Source organism: Streptosporangium sp. NPDC050148 (assembly GCF_055586505.1).
In genome coordinates, this window is the sequence record NZ_JBVJIA010000018.1 from 162,005 (window position 1) to 187,892 (window position 25,888).

Annotated in this window: 22 protein-coding genes and 1 pseudogene; 9 read left to right on the plus strand and 14 right to left on the minus strand. The window is 74.5% G+C overall.

All coding sequences use genetic code 11. The annotated features are described in order from the left end of the window. Positions 1 to 95: 95 nt before the first annotated feature. The 4 genes from ACZ6RT_RS21590 to ACZ6RT_RS21605 all read right to left on the minus strand — a co-directional run bounded on the left by ACZ6RT_RS21590 (position 96) and on the right by ACZ6RT_RS21605 (position 7,529). Positions 96 to 3,662 (minus strand): non-ribosomal peptide synthetase, encoded by a 3,567-nt coding sequence (locus ACZ6RT_RS21590; RefSeq protein WP_470155621.1) that lies wholly within the window; start codon positions 3,660 to 3,662, stop codon positions 96 to 98. Between the two features lie 87 nt (positions 3,663 to 3,749). Beyond that, the gene (locus ACZ6RT_RS21595) at positions 3,750 to 4,778 is read right to left on the minus strand and encodes a FecCD family ABC transporter permease (RefSeq protein ID WP_344897044.1); all 1,029 of its coding nucleotides are present in this window, start codon (positions 4,776 to 4,778) and stop codon (positions 3,750 to 3,752) included. Next, positions 4,775 to 5,824 carry a FecCD family ABC transporter permease gene (locus ACZ6RT_RS21600; protein ID WP_470155624.1) on the minus strand — a complete coding sequence of 350 codons (1,050 nt, stop codon included), beginning with the start codon at positions 5,822 to 5,824 and terminating at the stop codon, positions 4,775 to 4,777. The genes ACZ6RT_RS21595 and ACZ6RT_RS21600 overlap by 4 nt, the downstream gene beginning before the upstream one ends. 232 nt (positions 5,825 to 6,056) lie before the next feature. Further along, complete coding sequence (locus tag ACZ6RT_RS21605) at positions 6,057 to 7,529, minus strand: helix-turn-helix domain-containing protein (protein ID WP_470155626.1); 1,473 nt, start codon at positions 7,527 to 7,529, stop codon at positions 6,057 to 6,059. A 261-nt stretch (positions 7,530 to 7,790) separates the two neighbouring features. Here ACZ6RT_RS21605 and ACZ6RT_RS21610 point away from each other — a divergent pair, with 261 nt between their 5' ends. Next, positions 7,791 to 9,137 (plus strand): cation:proton antiporter, encoded by a 1,347-nt coding sequence (locus ACZ6RT_RS21610; protein ID WP_470155628.1) that lies wholly within the window; start codon positions 7,791 to 7,793, stop codon positions 9,135 to 9,137. A gap of 89 nt (positions 9,138 to 9,226) precedes the next feature. Here ACZ6RT_RS21610 and ACZ6RT_RS21615 read toward each other — a convergent pair whose 3' ends face one another. The 3 genes from ACZ6RT_RS21615 to ACZ6RT_RS21625 all read right to left on the minus strand — a co-directional run bounded on the left by ACZ6RT_RS21615 (position 9,227) and on the right by ACZ6RT_RS21625 (position 10,989). After that, positions 9,227 to 9,967: an SRPBCC domain-containing protein gene (locus ACZ6RT_RS21615; protein WP_399194970.1), complete on the minus strand. Its 741-nt coding sequence runs from the start codon at positions 9,965 to 9,967 to the stop codon at positions 9,227 to 9,229. After that, the gene (locus ACZ6RT_RS21620) at positions 9,964 to 10,722 is read right to left on the minus strand and encodes a helix-turn-helix domain-containing protein (protein ID WP_470155630.1); all 759 of its coding nucleotides are present in this window, start codon (positions 10,720 to 10,722) and stop codon (positions 9,964 to 9,966) included. The genes ACZ6RT_RS21615 and ACZ6RT_RS21620 overlap by 4 nt, the downstream gene beginning before the upstream one ends. Before the next feature lie 138 nt (positions 10,723 to 10,860). Further along, a complete protein-coding gene (locus tag ACZ6RT_RS21625) occupies positions 10,861 to 10,989 on the minus strand; it encodes a hypothetical protein (protein WP_470155631.1) in 129 nt (42 codons plus the stop codon). Positions 10,990 to 11,047: 58 nt separating this feature from the next. Here ACZ6RT_RS21625 and ACZ6RT_RS21630 point away from each other — a divergent pair, with 58 nt between their 5' ends. Next, positions 11,048 to 11,491 carry a MarR family winged helix-turn-helix transcriptional regulator gene (locus ACZ6RT_RS21630; protein WP_399194964.1) on the plus strand — a complete coding sequence of 148 codons (444 nt, stop codon included), beginning with the start codon at positions 11,048 to 11,050 and terminating at the stop codon, positions 11,489 to 11,491. Beyond that, complete coding sequence (locus ACZ6RT_RS21635) at positions 11,488 to 12,159, plus strand: nucleoside/nucleotide kinase family protein (RefSeq protein WP_470155633.1); 672 nt, start codon at positions 11,488 to 11,490, stop codon at positions 12,157 to 12,159. Before ACZ6RT_RS21630 ends, ACZ6RT_RS21635 begins: the two co-directional genes overlap by 4 nt. A gap of 98 nt (positions 12,160 to 12,257) precedes the next feature. Here ACZ6RT_RS21635 and ACZ6RT_RS21640 read toward each other — a convergent pair whose 3' ends face one another. Beyond that, on the minus strand, positions 12,258 to 12,668 hold the full coding sequence (locus ACZ6RT_RS21640; RefSeq protein ID WP_399194960.1) for a RidA family protein: 411 nt from the start codon (positions 12,666 to 12,668) through the stop codon (positions 12,258 to 12,260). 216 nt (positions 12,669 to 12,884) lie between these two features. On the opposite strand from ACZ6RT_RS21640, the gene ACZ6RT_RS21645 reads away from it, so the two are divergent. Together ACZ6RT_RS21645 and ACZ6RT_RS21650 are read left to right on the plus strand one after the other, a co-directional pair. Next, entirely contained in the window at positions 12,885 to 13,322 is a 438-nt protein-coding gene (locus ACZ6RT_RS21645) for a hypothetical protein (RefSeq protein ID WP_470155636.1), read from the plus strand. Then, positions 13,319 to 14,191, plus strand: a complete 873-nt coding sequence (locus tag ACZ6RT_RS21650) for a pyridoxamine 5'-phosphate oxidase family protein (RefSeq protein ID WP_470155637.1) — start codon at positions 13,319 to 13,321, stop codon at positions 14,189 to 14,191. Before ACZ6RT_RS21645 ends, ACZ6RT_RS21650 begins: the two co-directional genes overlap by 4 nt. On the opposite strand, the gene ACZ6RT_RS21655 is transcribed toward ACZ6RT_RS21650, so the two are convergent. The 3 genes from ACZ6RT_RS21655 to ACZ6RT_RS21665 form a co-directional block, all read right to left on the minus strand. After that, positions 14,160 to 15,182, minus strand: a complete 1,023-nt coding sequence (locus ACZ6RT_RS21655) for a RimK family alpha-L-glutamate ligase (RefSeq protein ID WP_399194954.1) — start codon at positions 15,180 to 15,182, stop codon at positions 14,160 to 14,162. The two genes, ACZ6RT_RS21650 and ACZ6RT_RS21655, sit on opposite strands and share 32 nt — an antisense overlap. Positions 15,183 to 15,191: 9 nt before the next feature. Further along, the gene (locus ACZ6RT_RS21660) at positions 15,192 to 15,404 is read right to left on the minus strand and encodes a hypothetical protein (protein ID WP_470155639.1); all 213 of its coding nucleotides are present in this window, start codon (positions 15,402 to 15,404) and stop codon (positions 15,192 to 15,194) included. Positions 15,405 to 15,564: 160 nt separating this feature from the next. Then, a complete protein-coding gene (locus tag ACZ6RT_RS21665) occupies positions 15,565 to 17,406 on the minus strand; it encodes a discoidin domain-containing protein (RefSeq protein ID WP_470155641.1) in 1,842 nt (613 codons plus the stop codon). A gap of 335 nt (positions 17,407 to 17,741) precedes the next feature. Here ACZ6RT_RS21665 and ACZ6RT_RS21670 point away from each other — a divergent pair, with 335 nt between their 5' ends. Next, positions 17,742 to 19,394 (plus strand): serine hydrolase domain-containing protein, encoded by a 1,653-nt coding sequence (locus ACZ6RT_RS21670; RefSeq protein WP_470155642.1) that lies wholly within the window; start codon positions 17,742 to 17,744, stop codon positions 19,392 to 19,394. On the opposite strand, the gene ACZ6RT_RS21675 is transcribed toward ACZ6RT_RS21670, so the two are convergent. Both ACZ6RT_RS21675 and ACZ6RT_RS21680 read right to left on the minus strand, forming a co-directional pair. Beyond that, positions 19,379 to 20,023, minus strand: coding sequence for a response regulator transcription factor (locus ACZ6RT_RS21675; RefSeq protein WP_470155644.1), 645 nt, complete (start codon positions 20,021 to 20,023; stop codon positions 19,379 to 19,381). The two genes, ACZ6RT_RS21670 and ACZ6RT_RS21675, sit on opposite strands and share 16 nt — an antisense overlap. 119 nt (positions 20,024 to 20,142) lie before the next feature. Then, a complete protein-coding gene (locus tag ACZ6RT_RS21680; protein ID WP_470155645.1) occupies positions 20,143 to 21,438 on the minus strand; it encodes a sensor histidine kinase in 1,296 nt (431 codons plus the stop codon). A gap of 222 nt (positions 21,439 to 21,660) precedes the next feature. Between ACZ6RT_RS21680 and ACZ6RT_RS21685 the strand changes: the two genes are divergently transcribed. After that, complete coding sequence (locus ACZ6RT_RS21685; RefSeq protein WP_399194944.1) at positions 21,661 to 22,170, plus strand: hypothetical protein; 510 nt, start codon at positions 21,661 to 21,663, stop codon at positions 22,168 to 22,170. Between the two features lie 311 nt (positions 22,171 to 22,481). After that, positions 22,482 to 23,450, plus strand: a pseudogene (locus tag ACZ6RT_RS21690) (RNA polymerase sigma factor); the annotation flags it as partial. Positions 23,451 to 23,680: 230 nt separating this feature from the next. Here ACZ6RT_RS21690 and ACZ6RT_RS21695 read toward each other — a convergent pair. After that, positions 23,681 to 24,085, minus strand: a complete 405-nt coding sequence (locus ACZ6RT_RS21695) for an SRPBCC family protein (RefSeq protein WP_399194942.1) — start codon at positions 24,083 to 24,085, stop codon at positions 23,681 to 23,683. A gap of 672 nt (positions 24,086 to 24,757) precedes the next feature. Between ACZ6RT_RS21695 and ACZ6RT_RS21700 the strand changes: the two genes are divergently transcribed. Further along, positions 24,758 to 25,654 carry a lysostaphin resistance A-like protein gene (locus ACZ6RT_RS21700; protein ID WP_470155648.1) on the plus strand — a complete coding sequence of 299 codons (897 nt, stop codon included), beginning with the start codon at positions 24,758 to 24,760 and terminating at the stop codon, positions 25,652 to 25,654. The last annotated feature ends 234 nt before the right edge of the window (positions 25,655 to 25,888 follow it).

Sequence of the window (25,888 nt, forward strand, 5' to 3'; positions counted from 1 at the left end):
GCGGCTCCCTGCCGATCCGGTGGGTCCCGCCGGAGCCGATCCGGTGGGTCCCGCCGGTTCCGGGGCGCCCGTCCGGTGCCCAGGGGACCTGCGGGCTACCGCCCGGCTCCCAGGCGTTCGTCGATCTCGTCCTCGGACATGCCCTCCACCGCGAGCCAGATCTCCGCGACCGCCTCCAGCCTGCCGGGCGTCTCCTCCGTCTCGGTGAACCGGTGGGCGATGCGCGACACGGTCCGCTCGGTGAACAGGGCCCGCAACGGCAGCGACGACGCGTCGAGCGCCTCGCGCAGCCGGGCGATGACCGTGGTGGCCAGCACCGAGTCCCCGCCGAGCGCGAAGATGTCGTCGTGCGCGCCGACCCTCGGCACGTCCAGCACCTCGCCGACGATCCGGGCGAGCACCCGCTCCAGCGCGGTTCCCGGGGCGGTGTAGGGGGCGCCCGCCTGCCCGGCCGCCGCGGCGACCAGGGCGGTGAGCGCCCTGCGGTCCACCTTGTCGTTGGCGGTGAGCGGCAGCGCCTCCACCGGCACCAGCAGGTCCGGGATCATGTGCGGGGGCAGCAGCTCCCGCAGGTGGGCGAGCAGGTCCCCGGTGACGCCTTCTTCCGCTTCACCGGACCGGCCGGGCTGATCGGACTCACCGGACCGGCCGGGCTCATCGGACTCGCCGGACCGGCCCGGTTCGTCGGTGAGCACCACCGCCGCGGCCAGCCGCGCGTCCGCGAGCAGGCCCACGGCCCTGCGGACCCGGGGGTGGCTCTCCAGCGCGGCCTCGACCTCGCCGAGCTCGATCCGGAAGCCGCGGACCTTCACCTGGTGGTCGCGCCGCCCGAGGAACTCCAGCGTGCCGTCCGGCCGGTAGCGGGCCATGTCCCCGGTCCGGTACCAGCGGGTGCCCTCGTGGACGACGAAGCGGTCCGCGGTGCGCCCGGGGTCGCCGGTGTACCCGTCCGCGACGCCCCCGCCGCCGATCCACAGCTCGCCCTGGGCCCAGTCGGGACGGTCCCGCCCCAGCTCGTCCACGACCCGGCAGGCGACCCCGCGCAGCGGCACACCGTACGGGATGGCCGTCCAGTCGGCGGGCACCTCGCCGTCGACCTCCAGCACGGTCGAGTGGATGGCCGTCTCGGTCGTGCCGCCGAGCGCGACGAACCTGCAGCCGGGTGAGCGCTCCCGCAGCAGCGCGGGCAGGTGCGTGCCGACCCAGTCGCCGCCGAGCAGCACCAGCCGCAGACTCGGGACGGGACCGGTCTGCAGCAGCATCTCCAGCACCGACGGCACGCAGTTGAGCACGGTCACCGACCAGCGTCCGGCCAGCTCGGCCCAGCGGGTGGCGTCGCGCCGCTCCTCCTGGTCCGGCAGCACCACGGCGCCGCCCGCCGACCAGAGCGCGAACAGGTCGAACACCGACAGGTCGAAGTCGAGCGCCGACACCGCGAGCGAGACGTCCCCCTCGCCGATCGAGAACCGCTCGACGAGGTCGCCGATGGTGTTCATCGCGGCCCGGTGCGAGACCTCGACGCCCTTGGGCTCGCCGGTGGACCCCGAGGTGAACAGCACGTACCCGACCCGTTCCGGGGTGACGGCCACCGGGGCGGCGGCGGGCGCGGGGTGCGTCACGGCCGCCGCCAGCGAGTCCGGGGTGAGCGAGACCGCGACCCCGGCGGTCGCGAGGATCCGCTCGCGGCGCGCGGCGGGCTGCCCGGACCCCACCGGGACGTACGCGGCACCGGCGGCCAGCACGCCGAGCACCGCGACGGCCTGGTCGGGGCCCTTGGGCAGTTCGACCGAGACGCGGTCGCCGGGCCGTACCCCCTCGTCCCTCAGGTGGGCGGCCACGCGCAGCGCCCGGTCGGCGAGCGCGCCGTAGGTGAGGGTGCCGTTCTCGCCCCAGTGCAGGGCCGGCAGGCCCGGGGTGGTGCGCGCCCGCTCGAAGAACCCCTCGTGCAGCGTCCTGGCGGGCGGCGGGGGCTGGGCGTTGAGCCGGTGGCGCAGGCGCAGCCGGTCGGGGGACGGGCCGATCCGCAGGGGTTCGTCCCAGTTCGCGTCGGACGCGCCCAGGCGGGTGATCGCGCCGGTGTAGGCGGCGAACATCGCGTCGGCGACGCCCTCGGGGAAGGCCGGGTCGCGGACGTCCCAGTTGAGCAGCAGCCCGTCGGAGACCTCGGTGACCTGCGCGTCCAGCAGCACCTGCGGGCCCTGGGAGATGATCCACTCCGGCTCGCCGAAGGCGCGCCGGGCCCGGTCGCCGAACAGCTCGCCGAGGTTGAGCGCGCTGGTGTAGACGATCGGCGCGAGCACCTGCTCGCCGCGCGAGCGCGACAGGTCCCGCAGCACCTCCACGCCGGAGTAGTCGCTGTGCTCGCCCGCCGTGTGCAGCAGCGCCTGCAGCTCGCGGGCGCGCTCGGTGAACGGCAGCTCCCGCGACAGGTCCGCCTCCAGCAGGACCGAACCGGTGAAGTCGCCGACCAGGGCGTCCACGTCGGGGTGGATCGGCTCGCGGTGGAAGAGCGGCAGGTTCAGCAGGAAGCGCGGCGTCGCCGACCAGGCGCCCATGACCTCGGCGAAGACGGCGGCCAGCGCCATGGCCGGGGTGACGCCCTCGCGGTGCGCGCGGGCGATCAGCCGCCGCCTGTCGTCGGGGGCCAGCCAGTGGTGCTTGCGCACGACCCGGTCGCCGGGCTGCGCGACGACCGGCAGCTCGGGCGGGCCGGACAGCTCGCCGAGCCGTCCGGCCCACCAGCGCCGGTCGCGCTCGCGGGCCTGCGCGCGGGGGTCGGCCGCCAGGTAGCGCGCGTAGCTGTAGCCGATCGGCGGCAGGCTCTCGCCCTCGTACAGCGCGGCGAGGTCGGCCAGCATCGTGCGGTAGCTCATCGCGTCGGCGGCGACCATGTCGACGTCCAGGTGCAGCCGGGCCTCGCCGGAGGGCAGCAGGCTCAGCCTCGCGTCGAACACCCGGCCGGTCTCGATGGGGAGCCGCTGGGTGGACATCTCCGCGCGCAGCCGCTCCAGCTCCGCCTCGGGGTCGGGGACGGCGCGCAGGTCGTGCACGGTGACGGCAGGTCCGGGCCGCTCCGGCAGGACGATCTGGGTGCCGTCGTCGCGGATCGCGGCCCGCAGCATCGGGTGCCGCTCGACAAGCGCGACGACGGCCCGCTCCAGGCGGCCGGGGTCGATCCGGCGGCCGTCGAGTTCCACGTACAGGTGCGCGGCGACGGAGCCGAGCGACTGGCCGGAGTCGCGGCCGATCCAGTAGGCGTGCTGCATGAGCGCGAGCGGAAAGGGCCCGTCCGGCTCGGTGGCGTCCTCGGTGGCGTCCTCGGTGGCGTCGGTCTCGCGGCCGCGTCCCGTCCCCGACCCCAAAGCCGCGTCGGCGTCCGCGTCCGCGGCGGGGGTCGTACCGGAGGTCGCGGTGGAGGCGGGGGCGCCGTCCCCATCGGGAGCGAGGGCGCCGCGCTCGGCGAGCAGTTCCCACCATTCGGCCAGCGTGGGCCGGCGCGCGAGCTCGGCGAAACCGACCTCGACGCCGAGCCGGCGCAGGCGGCCGGTCAGCCCCATCAGCTGGATCGAGTCCATGCCCAGCTCGATGAGGTTGTCGTCCGCCTCGACCGGCTCTCCGAGCAGTTCCGTCAGCGAATCGTGAAGTTCTTCCCTGGTCAGCACAGAGCTCCCCTTTAATCAGGTAAGGCTAACCTAATTTAGGTGTGTTCGATCGTCAACGCACGACCGGGCCGGAGCTCCGCGGGCCGCTCACGCCCGCCCCCTGGCCCCCTCGCTGGACAGCAGCCAGACCAGGTACACCCCGCCCAGCACGCCGGTGACCACGCCGACCGGGAGGGGAATCGGCAGGTGCAGCGTCACCAGGTCGCTGAAGACCAGCAGCGCCGCGCCCATCAGCGCGGACGGCACGGGCTGCGTCCCCGGGCGGCGGGTGAGCCTGCGCGCGAGCTGCGGCGCGGCCAGCGCGACGAACGGGACCGGGCCCACCGCCGCGGTCGCCACCGCCACCAGGCCCACACCGGTCACCACCAGCGCGGCCCGGGTCCGCTGGACCGGCACGCCCAGCGCGAGCGCGGCGTCGTCACCCAGCTCCCCCATGCGCAACCGGCGACCGAACGCCAGCGCGACCGGCACCAGCACCACCATGGCCGCGGCCAGCGGCCAGGCGTGCTGCCAGCTCCTGCCGTTCAGGCTGCCGGTGAGCCAGAACGCCGCCTCGTACGCCTCGCGCAGCTCGGCGCGGGTGATGAGGTAGGCGTTGAAGGACTCGAGCATCGCGGCCGCGGCCACCCCGACCAGGACCAGCCGGTAGCCGTGCACCCCGCCGCGGTAGGCGACCAGGTAGACGGCGAGCGCGGTCAGCACCGCGCCCAGCACGGAGCTGGCCGCGACGGCCAGGGCCCCGCCGCCGACGACGAGGATCTGCACCAGCGCGCCGGTGGCCGAACCGGTGGTGAACCCGATCAGGTCGGGGCTGCCCAGCGGGTTGCGCGTGATGCTCTGGAAGATCGCGCCGCTCAGTCCGAGGGCGATCCCGGCGAGCAGGCCGGTGACGGCCCGGGGCAGGCGGAGGTTGAGCACGATGAACTCGGTGGCCCGGTCCCCCTGCCCGGTCAGGGCGGCCAGCACCTCGGTGACGGAGAGCGGGAGCTCGCCGGTGCCGACCACGACCACCGCCGCCCCTAGGGCGATGCCGGTCAGGACGGCGCAGACCGCCACCGACCACGGCTCCCACCGCAGGGAGAACGTCCCGGCGCGCAGGACACGACTCGTGCTCACAGCTGGGGAACCCTTCCGCGACGGACCATCAGCGCCAGCAGGGGGGCACCCAGGAACGCGGTGACCAGCCCCGTCTCCAGCTCCCCGGGCGCCGCGACCACGCGGCCGAGGATGTCGGCCCACAGCAGCAGCACCGGCGCCAGCAGCAGCGAGTACGGCAGCACCCGGCGCTGGTCCGGTCCCGCCAGGGCGCGGACCGTGAACGGCACCGCCAGCCCGAGGAACATGATCGGCCCCACCGCCGCGGTGGCCGCGCCGCACAGCACCACGACGGCCAGCGCCCCCAGCGCGCGGGTCCGGCCGGGCCGCGCGCCCAGCGCCCGCCCGGTGTCCTCCCCCAGCGCCAGCGCGTTGAGCGGGCGGGCCAGCAGGAGCGCCAGCACCGTACCGGCCAGCAGGAACGGGCCGATCCGCAGGAAGACCTCCAGGTCGCGCCCGGAGAGCGAGCCGACCTGCCAGAACCGGAAGCCGCCGAAGCTGCGCGGGCTGAGCAGCATCAGCCCCGCGGTCAGGGAGCTGAACACCGCGTTGATCCCGGCACCGGCCAGCACCAGCCGGGCCGGGGCGGCACCGGAACGGCCGCGCGTCCCGACCGCGTAGACCAGCGCGGCCGCTCCGGCCGCCCCGAGGAACGCCGCCCACACGTAGACGAGGACGTCGTCCACCCGGAACAGGGCGATCACCGTCACCACGGCCACCGCGGCGCCCCCGTTGACGCCGAGCAGGCCGGGCTCGGCCAGCGGGTTGCGGGTCAGCGCCTGCATGAGCGCGCCCGCCAGGCCGAGCGCCGCGCCGACGCCCACGCCCAGCAGGGTCCGCGGCAACCGGAGCTGCTGGACGATCAGCGCGTTCTCCGAGCCGTCCGGGGCGAGGACCGCGGCCAGGGCCTGGCCCGGCGGGATGTGCTTGGCACCGATCACGATGCTCGCCAGCACGGTGAGCATCAGCAGGGCACCGAGCAGGCACAGGGCGGCGAACCGGCCGGGCAGGTACGCGCTCCTCGCGGGGGGAGGCGCGACGGGAGAGGAGACGACGGGGGGAGGCACGCGCTTCAAGTTAGCCCAACCTAACCGGACGTGGCGACGGACGCCCCGCCTCCCCGCCGCATCGCCGCCCTCGCCGCGGTTGCCATGGTCGCCGCGGTCGCCGCGGGGCCGACGCTCACCCCGTCCCCGCCCCGCCGTTCACCCCGTTCCCGGTTCGCCGCTCCCCCGGGACGCCGTTCGTCCCGTCCCCGCCCCGGCGTTCACCTCGTTCCGGGCCGGAGCGTGCCGTCCTTCACCCCGTTCCGGGTCCCGCCGGGACGCCGGAGCGTACCGGGATCGCCACCGCGTACCGCGCCGGGGCCGGTGGCGTCTCGGGACGCGCCGCGACACCGACGCGCTCGAGGGCCCTGCGGTAGGCGTTCATCTGCCCCGCCGGCGATCCGGCCCGCCCCCACAGGTCGCCGATCTCGCGCCAGAGCCGGGCCGTCTCCCGGCCGGCGACCGGAGCCACCGGGACCGCCGGAGCCACCGGAACCGCCGGGGCCGCCGGGTCCCCGTCGAGCAGGCGCTCGGCCTCCGCCAGCGCCGGTGCGGCGTCTTTGGAGCGTGCCAGGGCGAGTTCGGCCAGGATCACGGACGCCATGGCCGGCACCGTGCCGCGCGCGCCGTCGAGCAGGGTGAGCGCGCGGTCCACCAGGGCGGCGACGTCGTCCAGCGGCTCGGGGTACCCCGTACGGTCCGTGCCGCCGAGGTCGGCGGCGTCCGCCGTCCCGTTCACGCCGGCGCGCAGTCGCACGCGGGAGAGCACGAGCAGGCTGCGGGCATGCTCGGGCGTTCCGGGTGCCAGCGTGGAGAGGACGTCGACGGCGGAGGCCGCGAACTCCCCCGCCCGGGTCAGGTCGGCGGCGCCGGGCCGCGCGGTGGCGAGCCACGCCCAGTGCATCGCGCCGCGTACGTAGCGGCCGGCCTCCCGCGCGGGCCTGCCCGCGGCGATGGCGTCGTCGGCGAGCACCACGGCGAGCATGGAGTCCTCCTCGGCCGCGGCCAGGCTGGCCCGCCACAGCTCCAGGGCCTCCGAGCCGGGGCCACCGACCTGGGGGACACCGGACGCCGCCAGCACCCGCTCCGGGTAGGAGAGGTCGATCTCCGTCTCGGCGAGCACCGCGGCGAGGTCGAGGGCCAGGTCACCGCGGTCCAGCCCGAGCCGGTCGGCCATGGCGACCGCCTCGGCGCCGAGGTCCCCGGCGCGCAGCGTGTCGCCGGCGCGGTGGTAGCACCGGCAGAGCGCCACGACGAGCGGGAGGTCGGCCAGGCGTTCGGGATGCGCCGCGGCCTCGCGGCGGAGCCGCTCGTAGGCCTCGACCGCCTGTGCCGTACGGCCCTCCGCCTCCAGGGCGCGGGCCTGGCCGAGCCGCGCCTGGGCGCCGAGCACGGCCCCGTCGTGGTCGGCGGCCTTGACAACGGCCGCGAACCGGCCGGACGCCAGGGCCGGGTCGCCGTACAGCAGTTCCAGCTCGGCGTGGCGCAGGGCGAGCCCGGTGTCGACGCGCTGGTGCGGCTCGATCCCGTGGAGCAGGAACTCCGCGGTGCAGCCGAGCCGGTCGGCGAGCAGGCGGGTGACGACCGGGGTGGGAGTCCGCTTGCCGGACTCGATGAGCGACACGTAGCTGTCCGACAGGTCCGGTCCGGCCAGCTGCGCCTGGGACATGTGGTGGTTCAGCCGCAGTCCGCGGACGCGGTCGCCGATGGTCGCTTGACCGGCCATCACCGGAGCCGTTCCGCCGGGGGCACGATGAGATTCACGTCCCACTCCTTACGCACGGTTTACTGTCAATTACAGTAGATCGTACTGCTGTTCGTGGCCGGCGGCGCCGCGACGGCGAACCGTTTTGAACTCGCTCCACCGGGATCGCCCGAAGGCTCCCGGGCGGAGAGCGGTGTGATGATTGTTGTGATTCGGATACAAGTGGGCGCCAAGTGAGAGCGGGTACTTCTTCTATCGACTCTGAGACGTCGAAGGAGAACGATGTCCCCCTCCCTGGCCGCTCCCATAGCGCCGATCGCCGCCCACGAACTGCTGGTCTTCCTGCTCCAGGTCGGGATCCTGCTCATGCTGGCGGTGTCCCTCGGACGCCTCGCCGCCCGGTTCGGCATGCCCGCCGTCGTCGGGGAACTGTCCGTCGGCGTGATCCTCGGCCCCTCGCTCCTCGCCTGGGCCGCGCCGGGCGTGCACGGCTGGCTGTTCCCGGCCGTCCCCGAGCAGTACCACCTGCTCGACGCCGTCGGTCAGATCGGCGTGCTGCTGCTGGTCGGCCTGACCGGCATGCACATGGACATGGGGCTGGTCCGCCGCCGCGGCGGCACGGCCGCCGGCGTCAGCATCGGCGGCCTCGTCATCCCGCTGGCGCTGGGCATCGGCGCCGGCTTCGTGCTCCCGAAGGCACTGATCCCCGAAGGCACCGACGTCACGGTCTTCGCCCTGTTCATGGGTGTGGCGATGTGCGTCAGCGCGATCCCGGTCATCGCCAAGACCCTGATGGACATGAACCTGCTGCACCGCAACATCGGCCAGCTCACGCTGACCGCCGGAATGATCGACGACGCCTTCGGCTGGTTCATGCTGTCGATCGTGAGCGCGATGGCGGTCAACGCGGTCTCCACCGCCACGGTGCTGACCTCGTTCGCCTACCTGGTCGCCATCATCGTCTTCGCGCTCACCCTCGGCCGCCCGCTGGTCAGGCACACCCTGCGGCTCGCAGCCCGGTCCGACGAGCCCGGTCCCACCGTCGCCGCCGCGGCCGTCCTCGTCATCCTCGCCGGGGCCGGAACCCACGCCCTGGGCCTCGAGGCGGTCTTCGGCGCGTTCATCTGCGGCATCCTGATCACCACCGCGGGCAAGGTCGACCCGACCAGACTCGCCCCGCTGCGCACGGTCGTGCTCTCGGGGTTCGCGCCCATCTTCTTCGCCACCGCGGGGCTGCGGATGGACCTGACCGCGCTGGCCAGGCCCGAGGTGCTGCTCGCCGGTCTGGCCATCCTGGCCATCGCGATCATCGGCAAGTTCCTGGGCGCCTACGCCGGGGCGCGGCTGAGCAGGCTCAACCGGTGGGAGGCGCTCGCGCTGGGCGCCGGGCTCAACGCCCGCGGCGTGATCGAGGTCGTGGTCGCCATGGTCGGCCTGCGGCTGGGGATCCTCAGCGTGGAGGCGTACACCATCGTGATCCTCGTGGCGATCGTGACGTCCCTGATGGCGCCGCCGATCCTGCGGCTCGCCATGGCCAAGGTGGAGCAGACCTCCGAGGAGAAGATCCGCGAGGCCGAGCACCAGGCGTGGACCCGGCAGCCGGTGGGCGGTTCCGAACCGATCGTGTGACCCGCCACGAGGCGTGGTCCCCGACGGCGGGCCGGGTCCTCCCGGCCCGCCGCGTCCCCGGAACCCCGCCCCCGTGCGCGGCGGGGGCCCTACTCTTGCGCGGGCACCGGCCCGTCCTCGGCCACCGGCGGGTAGGTCTGCGCCCACCAGGCGTTCCAGCGGGACTCCAGGTCGGCGAACGCCGCCTCGTCGAGGCCGTACGCGGTGAGCACCATCATGACGGTGCCGTCCGGATGGGCGGGCGAGGACGGGTTCTGGCCGGCGACCAGCAGCCCGTCCCCCCAGCCCTCGACGGTGAGCCCGACCTGGTTGGCCGAGCGGAACCTGACCTGTCCGCGGAGCGGCTCGCCGGTGGGGCCGGTCACCTCGTACGGGCGCCCGGGGGGCAGATCGGCCGTCGCCGCGAGCCCGGCCGCCTCCAGCAGCGGCGTGGTCGCGGCTCCGGAGAGGAAGACCGTGCGCCGGTCGGCGCCGGGGTGGCGCTCCAGGGCGAACGCCAGCTGGTTGACGAAGGTGATCCAGCCCTCGGTGATGTCGTCGTAGTAGGCGTCCCACTCCGGATCGCCGCCGCGCGGGGCGCGGGTCAGCCGCAGGCGCGTCCGGTCGCCCAGGTCGGTCAGCTCGAAGACGTCGTCGCCCTGGATCTCCAGCCGGTGGTCCTCGGCAGACTCGACGGCCCCCTTGCGGTAGATGACGTCGATCTCCTCGTCGAGACCGTCGAAGTGCCAGCCGTGCCAGCGCCGGATCAGGGCGGGGTCGCGCAGGGCGTCCCAGACCTCGCCGACGGGCGCGGCGATGGTGACGTCGACGACGAACGGTTCATCGGTCATTCGGATACCTCCGGGTGTGGGTTCGGCGGGGCGTCGGCCCCGGGAAGAGGGCCGGTCGCCCGCTCCCTGCGGGCCGGGGCGGGGTGGCCACCGGCGACGAGGCGGTAGGGCCGCCCGCCGGGGGTGTCGAAGCGTTCCGCGACCCGGGCGAGGGCGTCGGCGAGCGCTTCGGTGAAGTCGTGCACGTCGCCGGGCTCGGCGAAGCGCACCTGCGCCTCCAGGGTGAACGTCAGCAGCCGGACGCCCTGCCGGTCGGCGGCGTCGGCCATCCGGGTGACGTCGCGCACGGTGTCGGCGGCCGCCTCGACGAGGTGCTCGGCGGCGTACCGGTCGGCGACGCGGCGGAACTCCGCGTCGGTCTCGGCGGCCACCTCGGCCTCGACCGCCACCGCGTCCGCCCCGGTCGTGCCGGTCGTGCCGTTCGGGCCGGTCGTGTCGCCGGGCTCCGCGGCCCCGGTGGTCTCCTCGGGGGAGGTGAGCACGCCGGGATCGACGAGGAACGCCTTGGCGGTCACGCGCATGACGCGCTCGACGAAGCCGCGCCGCGGGCGCTCCTCCACCAGCTCGATCAGCCCGGCCTCCTCCAGCACCTTGAGGTGGTAGCCGACCCGCTGCCGCGGCAGGCCGAGGTCGGCGGCGAGGCGGACCGCCGAGGCGGGCTCGCGCAGGCGGCCGAGGAGACGCCGGCGGATCGGGGTGAGCGCCAGACGCAGGCGGTCGGGCTCGTCCATGAGCGTCATCTCGGTCGCGGCCATGCTGCATCAAAGCATTGGACAAATTAATCTGTCAAATGACGGTAGGGGTGGCGTCCCGCACCGTCCGTCACCCCGTGGGGCCCGAACGAGGACGCCGGTGCCGCCGTCCGGCCGGACGGGTCCCCGTCCGGCTGGGCGTCAGCCCTTCGGTGACGCAGGCTTCCCCGTGCGCTCCGGCTCTCCCGCGTGCTCGGGCACCGGCGCGTGCTCGGGCACCGGCGCGTGCTCGGGCACCGGCGCGTCGAGGATCACGGTAAGAAGGGTCATACCGCTAAATTATTACAGAACATTGAACTATTCACCACAGTGAAGTAATTGGAGCGAGATGGACGGCGCCGAACTGGGCTGGGAGCTGAGCACCGCGGTGGTGATCTTCCACGAGGCGGTCGCGCGGCGGCTGGGGCTCAGCGCGATCGATCACAAGGCCCTGGGGGTCGTCACCAGGAAGGGCCCGCTGCCCGCCGGGGCGCTCGCCGCCGAGCTCGGGTTCGGTGCCAGCGCGATCACCGCCCTGGTCGACCGCCTGGAGCGGGCCGGGTACGTGCGGCGCGTCCCCGACCCGGCCGACCGGCGGCGGGTGCTGGTCACCGCCACCTCCGGGCGCACCCCCGACCTCGGCGCCATCTTCGCCGGGCTCGGCCGCGAGATGGGCGCCTTCATGGCCGAGTACGACGAGCGCGAGCTGGCCCTGATCCACGACTACGTGACCAGGACCATCGCGGTCCTGAAGGACCAGACCGCCCGCCTGTCCTCGGCCGAGGACTCGTGACGTCCCCCGATGGCTCCGGGGAAACGTCCCCGGCGCGCGACGAGGAGGGCGGACGACGGCGCCGCGAGGCCGCGCGGCACGCCCCGGGACCGGCCCCCGGCCCGCCGGGGGCCACGCCCGGTCCGTCCGGCCGGCACGCGGCGCGCGTCGCCGCCTGGCTGCGGGCGCGTCCCGCCCGCGCGGGCGGCACCCGCGTCCTGGCCGTCGAGGGACGGTCGGGATCGGGCAAGTCCACCCTCGCCACCGCCGTGGCCGCCGGGCTGGGCGCGCCCGTCGTGCGGATGGACGACCTCTACCCCGGCTGGGACGGCCTGCTGGGCGGGGTGGACGCGCTGGTCCGGTGGGTCCTGCGGCCGTTGGGCCTGGACGGGCGCGCGCGGTGGAGGCGCTACGACTGGACGGCGGGCGGCTACGCCGAATGGCACGAGGTACCGGACACCGGGGTCCTCGTCATCGACGGCACCGGCTCCGGAGCCCTGGCCGCCGCGCCGTACCTGAGCGGCCTGGTGTGGCTGGAGGCACCCGACGAGGTGCGCAGGACCCGCGCGCTGGAGCGGGACGGCGACCTCTACGCCCCGCACTGGGAGCGCTGGGCGGCCCAGGAGGAGAGGTTCCACGCCCGCGACGACGTCCGGAGCCGCGCGGACCTGACGATCGCCACCGGCTGAGCCGCCGCATCCCCTGCCCCCCGGGCGCGCGGCGGGTGGCCGCACGGACCTGGCGATCCCGCCCGCTGGACCGCCCCTCCCGCCCGGGCGTGCGGCGGTCAGCCGCGCGGGACGGCGGCGATGGCCTCGACCTCGACGAGGAGTCCGGGGGCGGCGAGGGCGGCGACCACGATCAGCGAGTGCGCGGGCCAGTCGCCCTCCGGGAACCAGCGGGCGAACACCTCACCCTGTGCGGCCCGCGAGCCCGCCAGGTGCTCCGTACCGGAGAGCATGGTGAACAGCTTGACCAGGTGCTCGGGCCCGGCTCCGGCGGAGCGCAGCAGGCTCTCGATGTTGGCGAAGACCTGCCGGGTCTGGGACTCGGCGTCCGTCCCCGCCAGGGTGCCGTCCTCCATGACGCCGACCTGGCCGGACATGACCAGCAGCTCGTGACCGGCGGGCACGGACGCCAGGTGGCTGTACCGGCCGAGCGGCGCGGCCGGGCCGTCGGGGTTCCAGCGGCGGATCATCGGTTCTCCTCGTCGTCTGTCGGCGCGTCACGGCGCGTGCCGCGGGGGCACGGCCGGCGTCCCGGGCGGTCTCCGGGACGGCGGCCGTCCCCCTGCCCGAATGGCGACACAACCCTAGACCTCGCCCGGCGAAGGCAGGTCCGCGGGCGTCCCGACGGTCACGGGCCTTCCCCGGACCCGTGTCCGCGTCCTCGCCGGACGCGTGGACCTCACCTGGTGAGGATCCTCCACGAGGCCACCGCGGACGACGTGGAGTACGTCTTCGGCGACTCCGTCGGCACGCTGGAGCAGGACGGCGACGGGGTGAACGTCACCTTCGAGCGGGGCGGAGCCCGCCGCCTCGGCCTGGTGATCGGCGCCGACGGCCTGCGCTCCCTCACCCGTTCCCTGACCATCGGCGAGGAGGGGCGTTTCCTGCGCCACCTGGGCCACTACGTCGCCGCCGCGAACGTGAGCAAGGACATGGGCGTGGACGGCGAGGTGGTGCTGCGGGACCCTCCGGCGGCCGGAAGGGGACGTACCGGCTCCGACCAGGTCGGATTAGCCGCGCGCCGGTGCGGGGAGGCCTCAGATGACGCCGGACGGGGGACGCGGAGCCGGAGGAGCCCCGGACTCGCACCGGCGTCACCGTTCTCGGCAGGAGAAATCCCATGACTGGACGCGTATCGGCTCCCGGCGACCTCGGCCGCCGGATCGCCAGGCGGCGCGAGGACCTCGGCCTGACCCGGGAGGAACTGGCCCTGCGGGCCGGGATCGACCCCGGGTACCTCGCCTACCTGGAGGAGACCGTGGCCTCGCCGAACCCCGGGACCGTGAACCGGGTGGCCACCGCCCTGGACACCCGGCCGGAGGAACTGCTCGGCGGGAACACCGGCCCGCCGTCGGGGTACGACGTGTCGCCCGGGTCCGGCCTGTCGTCGGGGCACGGGCCGCCGTCGGTGCCCGGCCGCTCGTCCTGGGACGACAGGTCGTCCGGGGAGGAGCGGCCGTCCGGGAATGACAGGTCGTCCGGAGGCGATCGGCCCCCCGGGGACGAGCGGCCGTCCGGCAGTGACCGGCCCTCCGGGGGCGACCGGCCGTCCTGGTACGGGCGGCCGTCCTCCGCGGCACGGTCGCAGCGGCTCGACCGGGACGAGTGCCTGCGGCTCATCACCCCCGGCGGGGTGGGACGGATCGCCTTCGAGGGCGTCGGCGGACCGGTGATCCAGCCGGTCGACTACGCCCTGCACGGCGATTCGGTGATCTTCCGTACGGCCTGCGGCGGCCCGCTGGAGGAGACCCCGCACCTCGACGTCGAGGGCGTCGAGACCAAGGTCGCCTTCGAGGTGGACCGGATCGACGACGCCGGCCGCGAGGGCTGGAGCGTGATGGTGCGCGGCGGGATCGACCAGGTCTCCTCCGAGGAGGACCGGGCGGCCCTGGCGGCGCTGGGCGTACGGCCCTGGACGGACGGCGAGGAGGAGCCGTACCTGCGGATCTCCGCGAACGAGGTCACCGGCCGGCGCATCCGGCGCGGCCCGTGACGGCCGCGCGGCACAGCAGGGCGGCCAGCGCCCGGGTGACGCCCGCCGAGCCGGTACGGCGCTCGACGGCGGCGAACATGGGCGAGGGGTTGCACTCCAGCACCGCGAACGTGCCGTCGTCCCTCCGGCGCACGTCGACGCCGGTGAAGGTCAGCCCGCACGCCCTGGCCGCGCGCAGGCAGGCGTCGCGCTCCTGCTCGCTCGGCGGCTCCGGGAGCACGGCCCGCTCGGCCCCCCGGAAGTCCAGCTCCTCGGAGACGATCTCGTACGAGGCGGCCACCTCGCCGTCCACCACGTACACGCGCAGGTTGCGGCCGGGCACCTCCTCCTGGAAGAGCACCGGCGCGGTGGCCAGCAGCCGCAGCCGTTCGGGGCGCAGGTCGTCGGGGGTGATCCGGCGGCACAGGGCGCCCCCGGCGAGCGGTTTGTAGACGACCGGCCCCGCGGTGGCGCGCGCGAAACCGGCGACGGCGTCGGGATCGTTGGTGGCGAGCGTGCGGGGCACCGGCACCGCGGCCTCGCGCAGCCTCCGGAGCTGGTCGAGCTTGAGGAAGTGCTGGCCCAGCGTCTCGGGAGGGTTGACGAGCACCGCGCCGCCGTGCCGCAGCGCGGTGACGAAACCGAACGTGAACGAGCGGCGCTCACGCCCCCCGGCGTACGCCGAGCGCTGCTCGCGCTCCCGTTCCTCCGGCGTGACCCCGCCCCGATCTCCCCGGGCGTCGTCCCGGGCGTCCTGACCGGGCCGCCCGCCCTGCCCCGGCCAGGGGGCGAAGGGCAGCGGGAGCGGCATGGAGCGCAGGTACCAGGCGCGGACGGCGGTGACGTCCACCCCCGGGGCCGAGGGCGTCCCGTCGAGCAGCGAGAGCCTCGACCGTGCCGGAAACCCCGACAGGTCGAGGACGACGGGCTCGGCGCCACGCTCCCGCAGGGCGGCGGTCACGTTCGCCACCTGCGGGTCGCCCGGCGGGCCGATGATCCCCCAGCGGGTCATGTCGGGCCCCTACGCGCCGGCGCGACCCCAGCCGTGGTCGTCGCCCTCCTCGCCGAGCGCGTAGGTGGTGGGGCCGTCGTCCCCCTCCTCGCCGATGGCCAGCGTGGTCGGGTCGTCTCCGCCCTCCGCGTAGGTGTACGTCAGCGCGGCCCCGGACCCCCGGCGGGTCTCACCCGCCAGGCTGCCGGGAAGGTCGGTGATGAAGTGCGCGAGCTCTGCCATGGTCTCAGCCTCCGGTCGGTCCCGTCAGGACGTCGTCACTGCGGGTAACCATATACGCGCGGGGCGTTCGTGTCGCCGCGCGAGACCGGTCCCCGGCCGGTGCCGCGCCGGCCGGGGACGGATCCTCCCGTTCCTCCCTCGGGACGTCCGGAAGGGTGGCTCAGGGGCGGTGCACCTCGAACGAGGAGAGCTGCGCGGCGGGCCAGCCGGTGTTGCCGGTGACGGTCACCCGCACGTACCTGACGGCCGCCGCCGGGAACGTGACGGTCACGGTGTTGCCGGTGGCCGGGTCGAAGACGTGGCCCCGTGAGCCCGCCAGGGTGGTGAACGACGTGCCGTCGGCGGAGCCGAGCACCGACAAGGTCTGGGTGCGCCTGGACCAGGCGGCGGCCGGCGGCACCCTCAGCACCACGCGCCCGGCCTGGACCGGCGCGCACAGGTCGACGGTGATCGACTGCGGGAAGGCGTGGTTGACGCTCTCCCAGTAGGTGGACGCGTCGCCGTCGACGGCGTTGGCCGCCACGTAGTTCTGCGTGACGCCGCTCGCGACGACCGGCCTGCCCCTGGCCAGGTCACCGGCGTTCGGGGAGCAGCCGGGCGGGGGCCCGGTCGTCGCGGTCACCGTGCCCGAGGGCGGCGAGGTGTTCCGCGCGGCGTCCCTGGCGACGACATAGAAGGAGTAGGCGGTGGACGGGGTGAGGCCGGTGACGGTCAACGACGTGCCGGTGGTGCTCCCCACCAGCGGGTCGACGGCGCCGGCCTCGCGGTGGACGTCGTAGCCGGTCACCCCGACGTCGTCGGTGGAGGCGGTCCAGCCCACGGTCACGCTGGTGGGCGAGGCCGGGACGGCCCGCGCCGCGCCCGGTGCGGTGGGGGGACGCGTGTCGCCCTGGCCGCCGGCCCTGCGGGTCTCGAACTCCGTCGCCCAGTACTTCGTCCGGTCCAGGTACGCGGTCTCCGCGGCGGTCCCGGTCCTGCCGTAGGCGCCCTCGTAGGTCTGGTAACCGAACCCGGCCGGCGGGGTGGAGTCGGCCGGTTCGATGGAGCTGCCCTCGTGCCACTCGTTGAACGAGGTGACCGAGACCCAGGTGGGCAGGCCGCCCTTGGCCGGGTCCAGGGCGTTGGACCACTCCAGGTCGTAGGTGGCGCCGCCCGCGCGGCCGAGGGTCGGGGTGGTGTTGCCGGGCACGGCGCGGTCGTCGATGTAGCCGGGGGCCACGGAGGGCGCCCAGATCAGGCCGTTGCGCCTGGCGTACGCGCTCGCCTCGGCCCAGCCGGGCGCGGTGGCACCGGCGATCCCGTCGTAGGTGTACATCCCGGAGAAGTGCGCGATCTTCGAGGTGTCGGTGGTCTGGGCGAGCACGATGTTGTTCGCGGTGACCTGGCCGAGCGCCGACCAGTCGGTGATGCGCAGGCTCTCGAAGACGTAGAACGCGGCCCGGCCGCCGTGCTCGGCCGAGCGGTAGAAGGCGGAGTGGGAGCCGTAGCGGTCGTTGATGTAGCGGATGTCCGCCACGGTGGAGGCCGCGGTGCGCCCGCCGTAGGGCTCCAGGTGCCAGGCGACCTTGATGCCGTGGCGCGCGGCCGCGTCCAGCACGCCCTGGGCGATGCGGTCCTCGGGGCCGCCGACGCCCCACCAGCTGTAGACGATGACGCCGACCCCGGCCTGCTTGATCCACTGCATGTGCCGGGTGACGGCTCCGGCGTGGTCTGCGGAGTCGTAGGCGCCCAGGGTGGGGTAGAGGTCGGCGCCGATGTCGTCCGGCGGGGTGTGGCCGCCCTGCTCCCAGTGCCGCCAGCCCCCGCTCACCTGGGGGTTGCCGTACCAGGGGTAGTAGAACAGGTGGACGTTGGAGGACTGTTCCGGGACGGCCGCGCCGCGGGCCGCCGGTGGCGCCTGGGCGCCGGTCCAGCACAGGGCGGCCAGCAGGATCGCCAGCACGGTCATGGCGCGGCCGCCGAGGCGGTGCGGGCGGGTGGGGGATCGGTCGGATGTCGTCATCGGCTGACCCTTCGTCACGCCGGGCCGGATCGCCGCGGGACGCGCCGTCACCGCGATCCGGCCTGATGGGGGGTGGGGGTGCCGCCGGTCACCTGGAGATCAACGGGCGGCGCTGCTGACACCATAAGATGACGAGCAGATGTCTGCAATGTTTCTACTTATTTTTGCAAAATACATATTCATTTCTCGCGACGGGGACGCGGCGGATCGGGTGCCGGACCGGCCGGGCCCTGGCACCGGAGGGGTAGGGGGCGATCCGCCCTGTGGTTTTCCGCAGGGGGAAGGGAGGGATCTCGCAATGGTCCGGGCCCGGGGGCGCTCCCTACGGTCGGACGATGCCCGAACTCGACATCACCGGCGGCCCGGTGTTCCGGCGTCTCGCCGCCGGTCTCTCGGCGGCCTGCGTCCTCGCCCTGGCGGCCGTCCCGCCCGCCGCCGCCCTTTCCTCGTCCCCGTCCTCGTCCCCGTCCTCGTCCTCGTCTGCGCCCTGGTCCCCGTCCGGCTCCCGGACCTGGACTCCCCCGGCGGTTCCGGGCGGACCGGCCTCCCCGGGCGCGGGATCCCCGCCGGCGTCGAGGACCGCGGCCGGGGCCGGGCGCGAGATCGACCCCGCGGCCGTCGACCGGTTCGTGAGCGCCTACCGCGAGGCCACCGGCCTGCCCGGGGTCGCGGTCGCCGTCACCCGGGGCGCGAAGGTCGTGCACGTCGCCGGTTACGGCCGCACCGCCTCCGGCGAGCCGGTCACCGAACGGACGCCGATGGCCGTCGCCTCGCTCAGCAAGTCCTTCACCTCGCTCGCGGTCATGCAGCTCGTGGAGGAGGGGAGGGTCAGGCTCGACGCGCCGGTGCGCGAGGCGCTCCCGGAGTTCACGATGGCCGACCCCCGGGCGGCGCGCATCACCGTCCGGCAGCTGCTGGACCAGACGTCGGGGATGGCCACGTCGGTCTTCCGCGAGAGGAGCCTGCCCCAGCCGCGTTCCCTGCGCGAGGCGGTCGCGCGCCTGCGCGGGGCACGGCTGGCCGCCGACCCCGGCACGCGGTGGAGCTACCACAACACCAACTTCCAGGTCGCGGCAAGGCTGGTCGAGGTGGTGGCCGGGGTGCCCTTCGCCGAACGCCTGCGGACCCACGTGTTCGGCCCGCTCGGCATGCGCGACAGCCGCACGATCGACACCGAACGGGACCTGCCGCCGACCGCGCGCGGGCACCTGCACCTGCTCGGCGTCCCGATCGCCCTCGCCGAACCGCACGGGTTCGGCAACGGCTCGGGCGGAGTGATCAGCAGCGCGGCCGACATGGCGCGGTGGATGATCATGCAGGCCGGCCAGGGCACCGGCCCCGGCGGTGTGCGCGTCGTCTCCGCCGAGGGCGTGGCCGAGATGCGCACCCCGTCCCGGATCAAGCGCTCGTACGCGCTGGGCTGGGCGCTCGACACGACCGAGGGCGGCGCGCCGGTCGTGGAGCACGACGGCGACCTGTCCACCGCCACGGCCCGGCAGACGCTGCTGCTCCGCTCCGGCCACGGCATCGTGGTGATGGCCAACACCGGAACCGCCTACGACGACAGCGGTGCGATCGCCGACGCGCTGGTCGCCATGGCCGAGGGGAGGAAGCCCGGACCGCCGCCCTCCCCCTCACCGTTCCTGCTCGTCGACGCCGCGTTCGCGCTCGCCGCCGTGCTGACGCTCGCGCTCGCCGGACGAGGTCTGGTCCGCTCGCGCCGCTGGGCGGCACGGCACGCCGGGCGCCCGGGGTGGCGGACGGCGGCCCGGCTGCTGCCGTACGCGGCGCCGGGGGTGCTCTGCCTGACGATCACCGATGTGTTCCGGGTGCTGTCCCGAGGGGGCGACGCCACCTGGGCGCACGTGGCCTACCTCTACCTCTCGTTCGTGATCTGGCTCCTCCTGGCCGCCGTGGCCTGCGCGCTGCTGCTCCTGGCCCGCCTGCGGCACCTGGTCCCGGCCGGCGCGGGTCAGGCGCCGAGGTAGCGCAGCACGGCCAGCACGCGCCGGCTGTAGCCGGGGACGTGGACGAGCCCGAGCTTGTCGAAGATCGCGTTGACGTGTTTCTCCACCGCGCTCTGCGAGACGTGCAGGCGCTCGGCGATCGCGGCGTTGACGAGGCCCTGGGCCAGGTGCTCCAGCACCTGGGTCTCCCGCGGGGTGAGCCTGCCGAGCGGGTCGGCGCGCGTGGTGCGGGCCAGCAGCCGCCTGACCACCTCCGGATCGAACACCGTCCCGCCCGCGCCGACCCGCTCCAGCGACTCCAGGAACTCCCCCACCTCGGTGACCCGGTCCTTGAGCAGGTACCCCAGCCCTTCGGGTGCCCCGGTGAGCAGCCGGGAGGCGTAGGTCGTCTCGACGTACTGCGAGAGCACGAGCACGCCGACGTCCGGCAGGCGCTCCCGGATCGTCAGCGAGGCCCGCAGCCCCTCACCGGCCTGGCCCGGCGGCATGCGCACGTCCACGATCGCCACGTCGGGACGGTGCTCGTCCACGGCCTCCAGCAGCGCCGCCGCGTCGCCCACCGCCGCCACGACCGCGTGGCCGGCCTCCCCCAGCAGGCGGACCAGTCCCTCCCGGAACAGCACGGAATCGTCGGCGAGGACCAGTCGCATGGGGGCTCCGGAGGTGGGTGCGGGTGCCTGCGGGGGAACCCGTCGGGCGGACACGAGGGGACACGAGGGGACACGGACCGGAAGAGGCCGGACGGGACCCGGCCGGGACGACGGGGGGTTCACCGGGGGGCATCGGTCCCCCGGGGCGGTGCCGCGGGCCCGCCGAGGGGCAGGACGGCCGTGATCCTGGTCGGGCCGCCCGGGGGGCTGTGCACCGCGAACGTGCCGTCCAGGGCCAGCACCCGACGCTCCAGCCCGGACAGGCCGCTCCCTGCGGGGTCCGCCCCGCCCCGGCCGTCGTCGGAGATCTCCACGGTGACGGCGTGCCCGTCCTCGTCCAGGACCACCAGGACGCCCGTGGCGGCGGCGTGCTTGGCGGCGTTGGAGATGGCCTCGCGGACCACGAAGTAGACGGCGGTCTCGACCTCGGAGACGGGACGTTCGACGAGGCCGTAGCGGACGGTCACCGGCAGGCCCGCCTGTTCCGCCACCCCGGTGAGCGCGGCGCGCAGGCCCAGCTCGTCCAGGGCGGAGGGGTAGATCCGCCAGGCGACGCCGCGCAGCTCCTCCAGGAGGCGGCGCGACTCCGCGTGGGCCTGCTCCACCAGCCCGGCGACCACGGCCGGGTCACTCCCGTGCCGCGCGCGGCCCAGCAGCATGCCCAGGGCCACGCCCCGCTGCTGGACGCCGTCGTGCAGGTCGCGCTCGATGCGCCGCCGCTCGTCGTCGACGGCCCGCACGATGCCGCTGCGGGAGGCGGTCAGCTCCGCGATGCGGCGGCGCATCGCCTCCCGCTCCCCGGGGCCGGCGAGGCAGGCGGCCAGCCGTCGCTCCGCGGTCACCGTCACCGCGCCCCACAGCGCGGCCGCTCCCAGCAGGACCAGCCCGTGGGCGGTGCCCAGCGGCCCGCTGTCGACCGTCAGGCGCACGCCGGGATACCGCAGCGGGACCGGGTACGAGGTGCCGGAGAGCAGCCCCTCGACACCACCGGCCAGGAACAGCAGGCCGACGAAGAGGCCGGTGAACGTCAGGTAGCTCGCGAGCGCGCCGAACGTCGCCCGCAGCGCGAGGTAGCGGTACCGGTTCCCGGCCGGGACCTCGCCGAGGTGGTGGTCGAACCACGCCGCCAGCCGGGCCCGTTCCAGCGCGACCAGCAGCTCCGCCCCGGCCGCCGCGAGGCGCCGGGCGGCCCGGCGGCCCGCGGGCCACGTCCCCGGGACCGCCAGCAGCACGCCCGCGACGCACAGGAAGCCGAGCTCGGCGACGCCGGTCACCCCGCCTGCGGCCAGTCCGACGAGTCGCCGTGCGGCCCGCGCGACCGGCGCCCCGGCCCGTCCGGACCGGCGCGCCGGTCGCGGCGGGACGGTCGTCCTCGACGTCGTGGGCATGGTCGGCATGGTCGGCATGGTCGGCATCGGATGAATTGTATTGACCTCTCCCCGGCCGGCCACGACGACCGCGCGGGCACGGACACGGGCGTGGGCGGGCACGCCGTCCGGGCCGGTGCCGGGACGGATGACGCCGGCCGAAGCAGGTGATTAAAAGGGGAAAAACAGTCAAAGGCGCGAAAATGGCCGAAGGGTGCCGCGATCGCGAATTGCGTTGACCGATTACTGGAGATTAGTCATATTTGCGCAATGACGAAACCACGTACGCTCGCCGGAGCGATGCTCGCAGCCGTTCTGCTGACCGGCTCCGTCGCCGCCCCCGCCACCGCCGCGTCCCAGGAGAGCGTCGCCGTCTCCTCGACCGAGGCCGCCGCGCGGCCGGGCAACGGAAAGATCCTCTACAACCGCATCAGCGGTGGCCTGGGCAGGCTGAAGATCAAGAACGGCAACAGCAGGGACGCCGTCGTCACGCTGGTCCGCGGCAGGTCCAAGGCGATCAGCGTCTACGTCCGCGCGCGGTCCACCGCCTCCGTCAGGGAGGTCAGGGACGGCACCTACACGATCTTCTTCACCTCCGGCTACCGGTTCAGCACCTCCCGGGGCAGGTTCGCCAGCGCTCCCTCTTACCAGCGCTTCACCCAGAAGCTGAGGTTCAGCACGACCGCGACCAGCTCGACCGTCTGGACCCTGACCATCAACCCCGTCAGGAACGGCAACGCCCGGACGACCGGCGTCAACCCCAGGGACTTCCCGGCCTGATCCGGCGGGTCCGGCGGATCCATTCCCCCCTTCCCACGTCCCACCGACCACGGGCGGCGCCCGCGGCGTCTCGCAGGAGCCGCGGGCGGCTCCGACTCGTCGGCGGCGGAACGGAATAGCCCTGCCCTGGGCGGGAACACACATGTGCGGCGGAGGCTCTCCGGGGCGGCGAAGGCCACGACGGCGAGCCAGGCGCCGCAGCATCCCGTCGCGGGACGTACCTTGAACTGCACGGGTTGTTGTATCTGACCAGACCTGGGGAAGGTGTGAACGCCATGGAAGCCGCCACCGTGGAGGGCACCGTCGACGAAGAGGAACTCGTCCTGACGGACGACGACGAGGTGCCCGCCGCCCTGGAGTCGAGCGTCGGCGCCAGCACCGACCCGGTCAAGGACTACCTCAAGCAGATCGGCAGGATCCCGCTGCTCAACGCCGAGCAGGAGGTCGAGCTCGCCCGGCGGATCGAGGCCGGGCTGTTCGCCACCGAGCGCCTCAACGAGGCCGACCGGCTCCAGCCCGACGTCCGCGCGGAGCTCGAATGGCTCGCCGAGGACGGCCACCGGGCCAAGAACCACCTGCTGGAGGCCAACCTCCGCCTGGTGGTCTCGCTGGCCAAGCGCCACACCGGCCGCGGCATGCTCTTCCTGGACCTGATCCAGGAGGGCAACCTGGGCCTGATCCGCGCGGTCGAGAAGTTCGACTACACCAAGGGCTTCAAGTTCTCCACGTACGCCACCTGGTGGATCAAGCAGGCGATCACCCGTGCGCTCGCCGACCAGGCGCGGACCATCCGCATCCCGGTCCACATGGTCGAAGTGATCAACAAGCTGGCCCGCGTGCACCGGCAGATGACCACCGACCTGGGCCGCGAGCCCACCCCCGAGGAGCTCGCGGTCGAGCTGGAGATGACCCCGGAGCGGGTCGTCGAGGTGCAGGGGTACGGGCGTGAGCCGATATCCCTGCACAGCCCCCTGGGCACCGAGGGCGACAGCGAGTTCGGCGACCTCATCGAGGACTCCGAGGCGATCACCCCTGAGGACGCGGTGGCCGCCGCGCTGCTGCAGGAGCAGCTGCACACGATCCTGGAGGCCCTCTCCGAGCGTGAGGCCGGGGTGGTGGCGATGCGGTTCGGGCTCGGCGACGGCCGCCCCAAGACCCTGGAGGAGATCGGCCGCGCCTACGGGGTGACCCGCGAGCGCATCCGGCAGATCGAGTCCAAGACCATGACGAAGCTGCGCCACCCCTCCCGCTCCCGCGCGCTGCGCGACTACCTGACCTGATCCCTTCCCGTCCTTCCCGCGAACCGGATCGGACCGGCCGCTCCGATCGGCCCGCCCCCGGGACACGTCCCGCCGAACGGCGCGAAAGTGATGCAACCGGACGGGCCGGGCGGCCCGAAACATCGGGCAAGGGCCGGAGGATCACACAGGGACGTGATCTTCCGGCCGCCTGTCTCTCCCCGCCTCCCCTACGCGATCAGACGCCCTGACGGTCCGCCCTCCGTACGCGATCAGGCACCCTGACGGTCCACCTGTCGGGCCAGCCGCTCCAGGCTGTCGCCGAGCGCCCGGTCGACGGCCTCGGCCGGCGGGGCGTGATCCTCGTCGAAGAACGACAGGTGGATCGTCACCTCGCTCTCGTTCTCCCCGCTGTCGGCCACCTGGAGCCATCCGGCGTACCGGCCGTTGTCGCGGGTGCCCCACTCCATCCGGAGCTGGTCGCGTTCGGCCCGCAGCAGCGCGCGGGCGTCCGTTCCGGTGGAGTCCTCGTGCACGGTCACCGCGGGCGGCTGCTCCCCGGCGTGCACGTGCAGGTCGCGCGGGAGCCAGTCGTCGAGCCCGTCCAGGTCCTCCGCCCGGTCGAACACCACCCCCGGCGGCGCCGCGATCCTGCGGGAACGCTCGTATTCACTCATACCTACTCCTTCAGCGTGGAGACCCCCTGACCGCGTCCCGTGCGGGTCGTCGGCCGGTCGTCGTCCCCGGTCGAGGACGTTGATCGACGACTTACCCCCCACCGCCGGGTCCATCCACGAAATCCGAGGTCGAGCCGGGCCCGGCCGGGCACGCGAGCGGGACGGCGCGCCGGTCCGGCTTCGGAGGACGCGGGGCCGGGGAGGAACCCGGTGGCCTCCGGCGTCGTTGTGCCTGAAGGTGCGCCGAGATCGCGTGCGGAACGCCGGGCGCGCCGCGGCGTGTCCCGTTCCCGGCCCGGTGACCTCCGCGAACGTATCGAAACGGAATGAGACATGCACGTCCCTCAGGATTCCGACCCCACGGCGACACCCTCGCCGGCCCAGGACCCGTCCCCGCGGGCCTCCCACCCGCCCCAGGACCCGCGGGTCCCCGGCTCACCCCCCGGACCGGGGGTCCCCGGCCCGCCGTCGGTCCCACAGACACCGGGCCCTCCGTACGATCCGCGGACACCGGGCCCGCCATCAGGCCCGCCACCGGGTCCGCCACCGGGTCCGCCCTTGGGCCCACCATCGGGCCCGCCGGTCCCCGGTCCTCCGTACGATCCACGGGTCCCCGGCGGGTACGGCCCGTCCGGGCAGTACCCCCCACCCCCGAGGCCGACCCCCTGGTTCGTGGCGGCCCCGTCCGGTACCCGCTACGACCGGCTGGCCCGTACCCCCCTGCACGCCTGGTGGCGGCCCGTGCTGGGCACGCTCGCGGGCCTGCTCGGCGTCATGCTGGTCATACTCGCCGTGGTCCTCGGCGGCACGCTGATCGCCGCGTTCACCGGTGCCGGGATCTCCGGGTCGGGGGAGCGGATGTTCGAGGACCCGGTCCTCGAACTGGGCGTCAACCTGTTCGCCATCGCCGCCACCCTGCCCGTCGTGTACGGGATCGCCGCGTGGATCCAGCGCCGGCCGCCCGGCACCCTGTCCTCGGTCATCGGCCGCCTGCGGTGGCGGTGGATGGCCTGGTGCGCGGCGGTGGCCACCGCCTCGGTGGTGCTGGGCCAGGGCACGGTCGCCCTCACCTACCTGGTGACCGGCGAGGACCTGGGCGAGCTGTTCGGCTGGGTCGGCTGGGAGCGCTTCCTGCCCGCCCTGATCGTCACCGTGCTCCTGGTGCCGTTCCAGGCCGCCGCCGAGGAGTACGTCTTCCGGGGCTGGCTGCTCCAGGCGTTCGGCGCCTTCCTCGCCAACCCCTGGCCGGGCATCCTGCTGAGCGCCGCCGGTTTCACCGCGGTGCACGCCTACGTCGACTGGGGCATCCTCGACGTCTTCGCGTTCGGCGCCCTGATGGGCTGGCTGGCGGTGCGGACCGGCGGCCTGGAGGCCGCCATCGCGCTGCACGTGGCCAACAACGTGCTGGCGTTCGGGGTGAGCGGGGCCGACGGGTCCCTCGACGAGGCGCTGAAGCAGGGGTCGGTGCCCTGGCAGAGCCTGACGGGGACGGTGGTCCAGCTCGGCCTGTACGCGGTCGTGGTGGTGATCATGGCCAGGAGACGGAGGATCGAGACGTTCTCCCCCTGACGTCCCGGCCTCGGGGCCGTCGTCCCCTCGCGCCGGGGGGGGGGGGGGGGGGGGGGGGGGGGGGGGGGGGGGGGGGGGGGGGGGGGGGGGGGGGGGGGGGGGGGGTGTGGGGGGGGGGGGGGGGGGGGGGGGGGGGGGGGGGGGGGGGGGGGGGGGGGGGGGGGGGGGGGGGGGGGGGGGGGGGAGGGGGGGAGGGGGAGGGGGGGGGGGGGGGGAGGTTGCCCGCGCGGATGC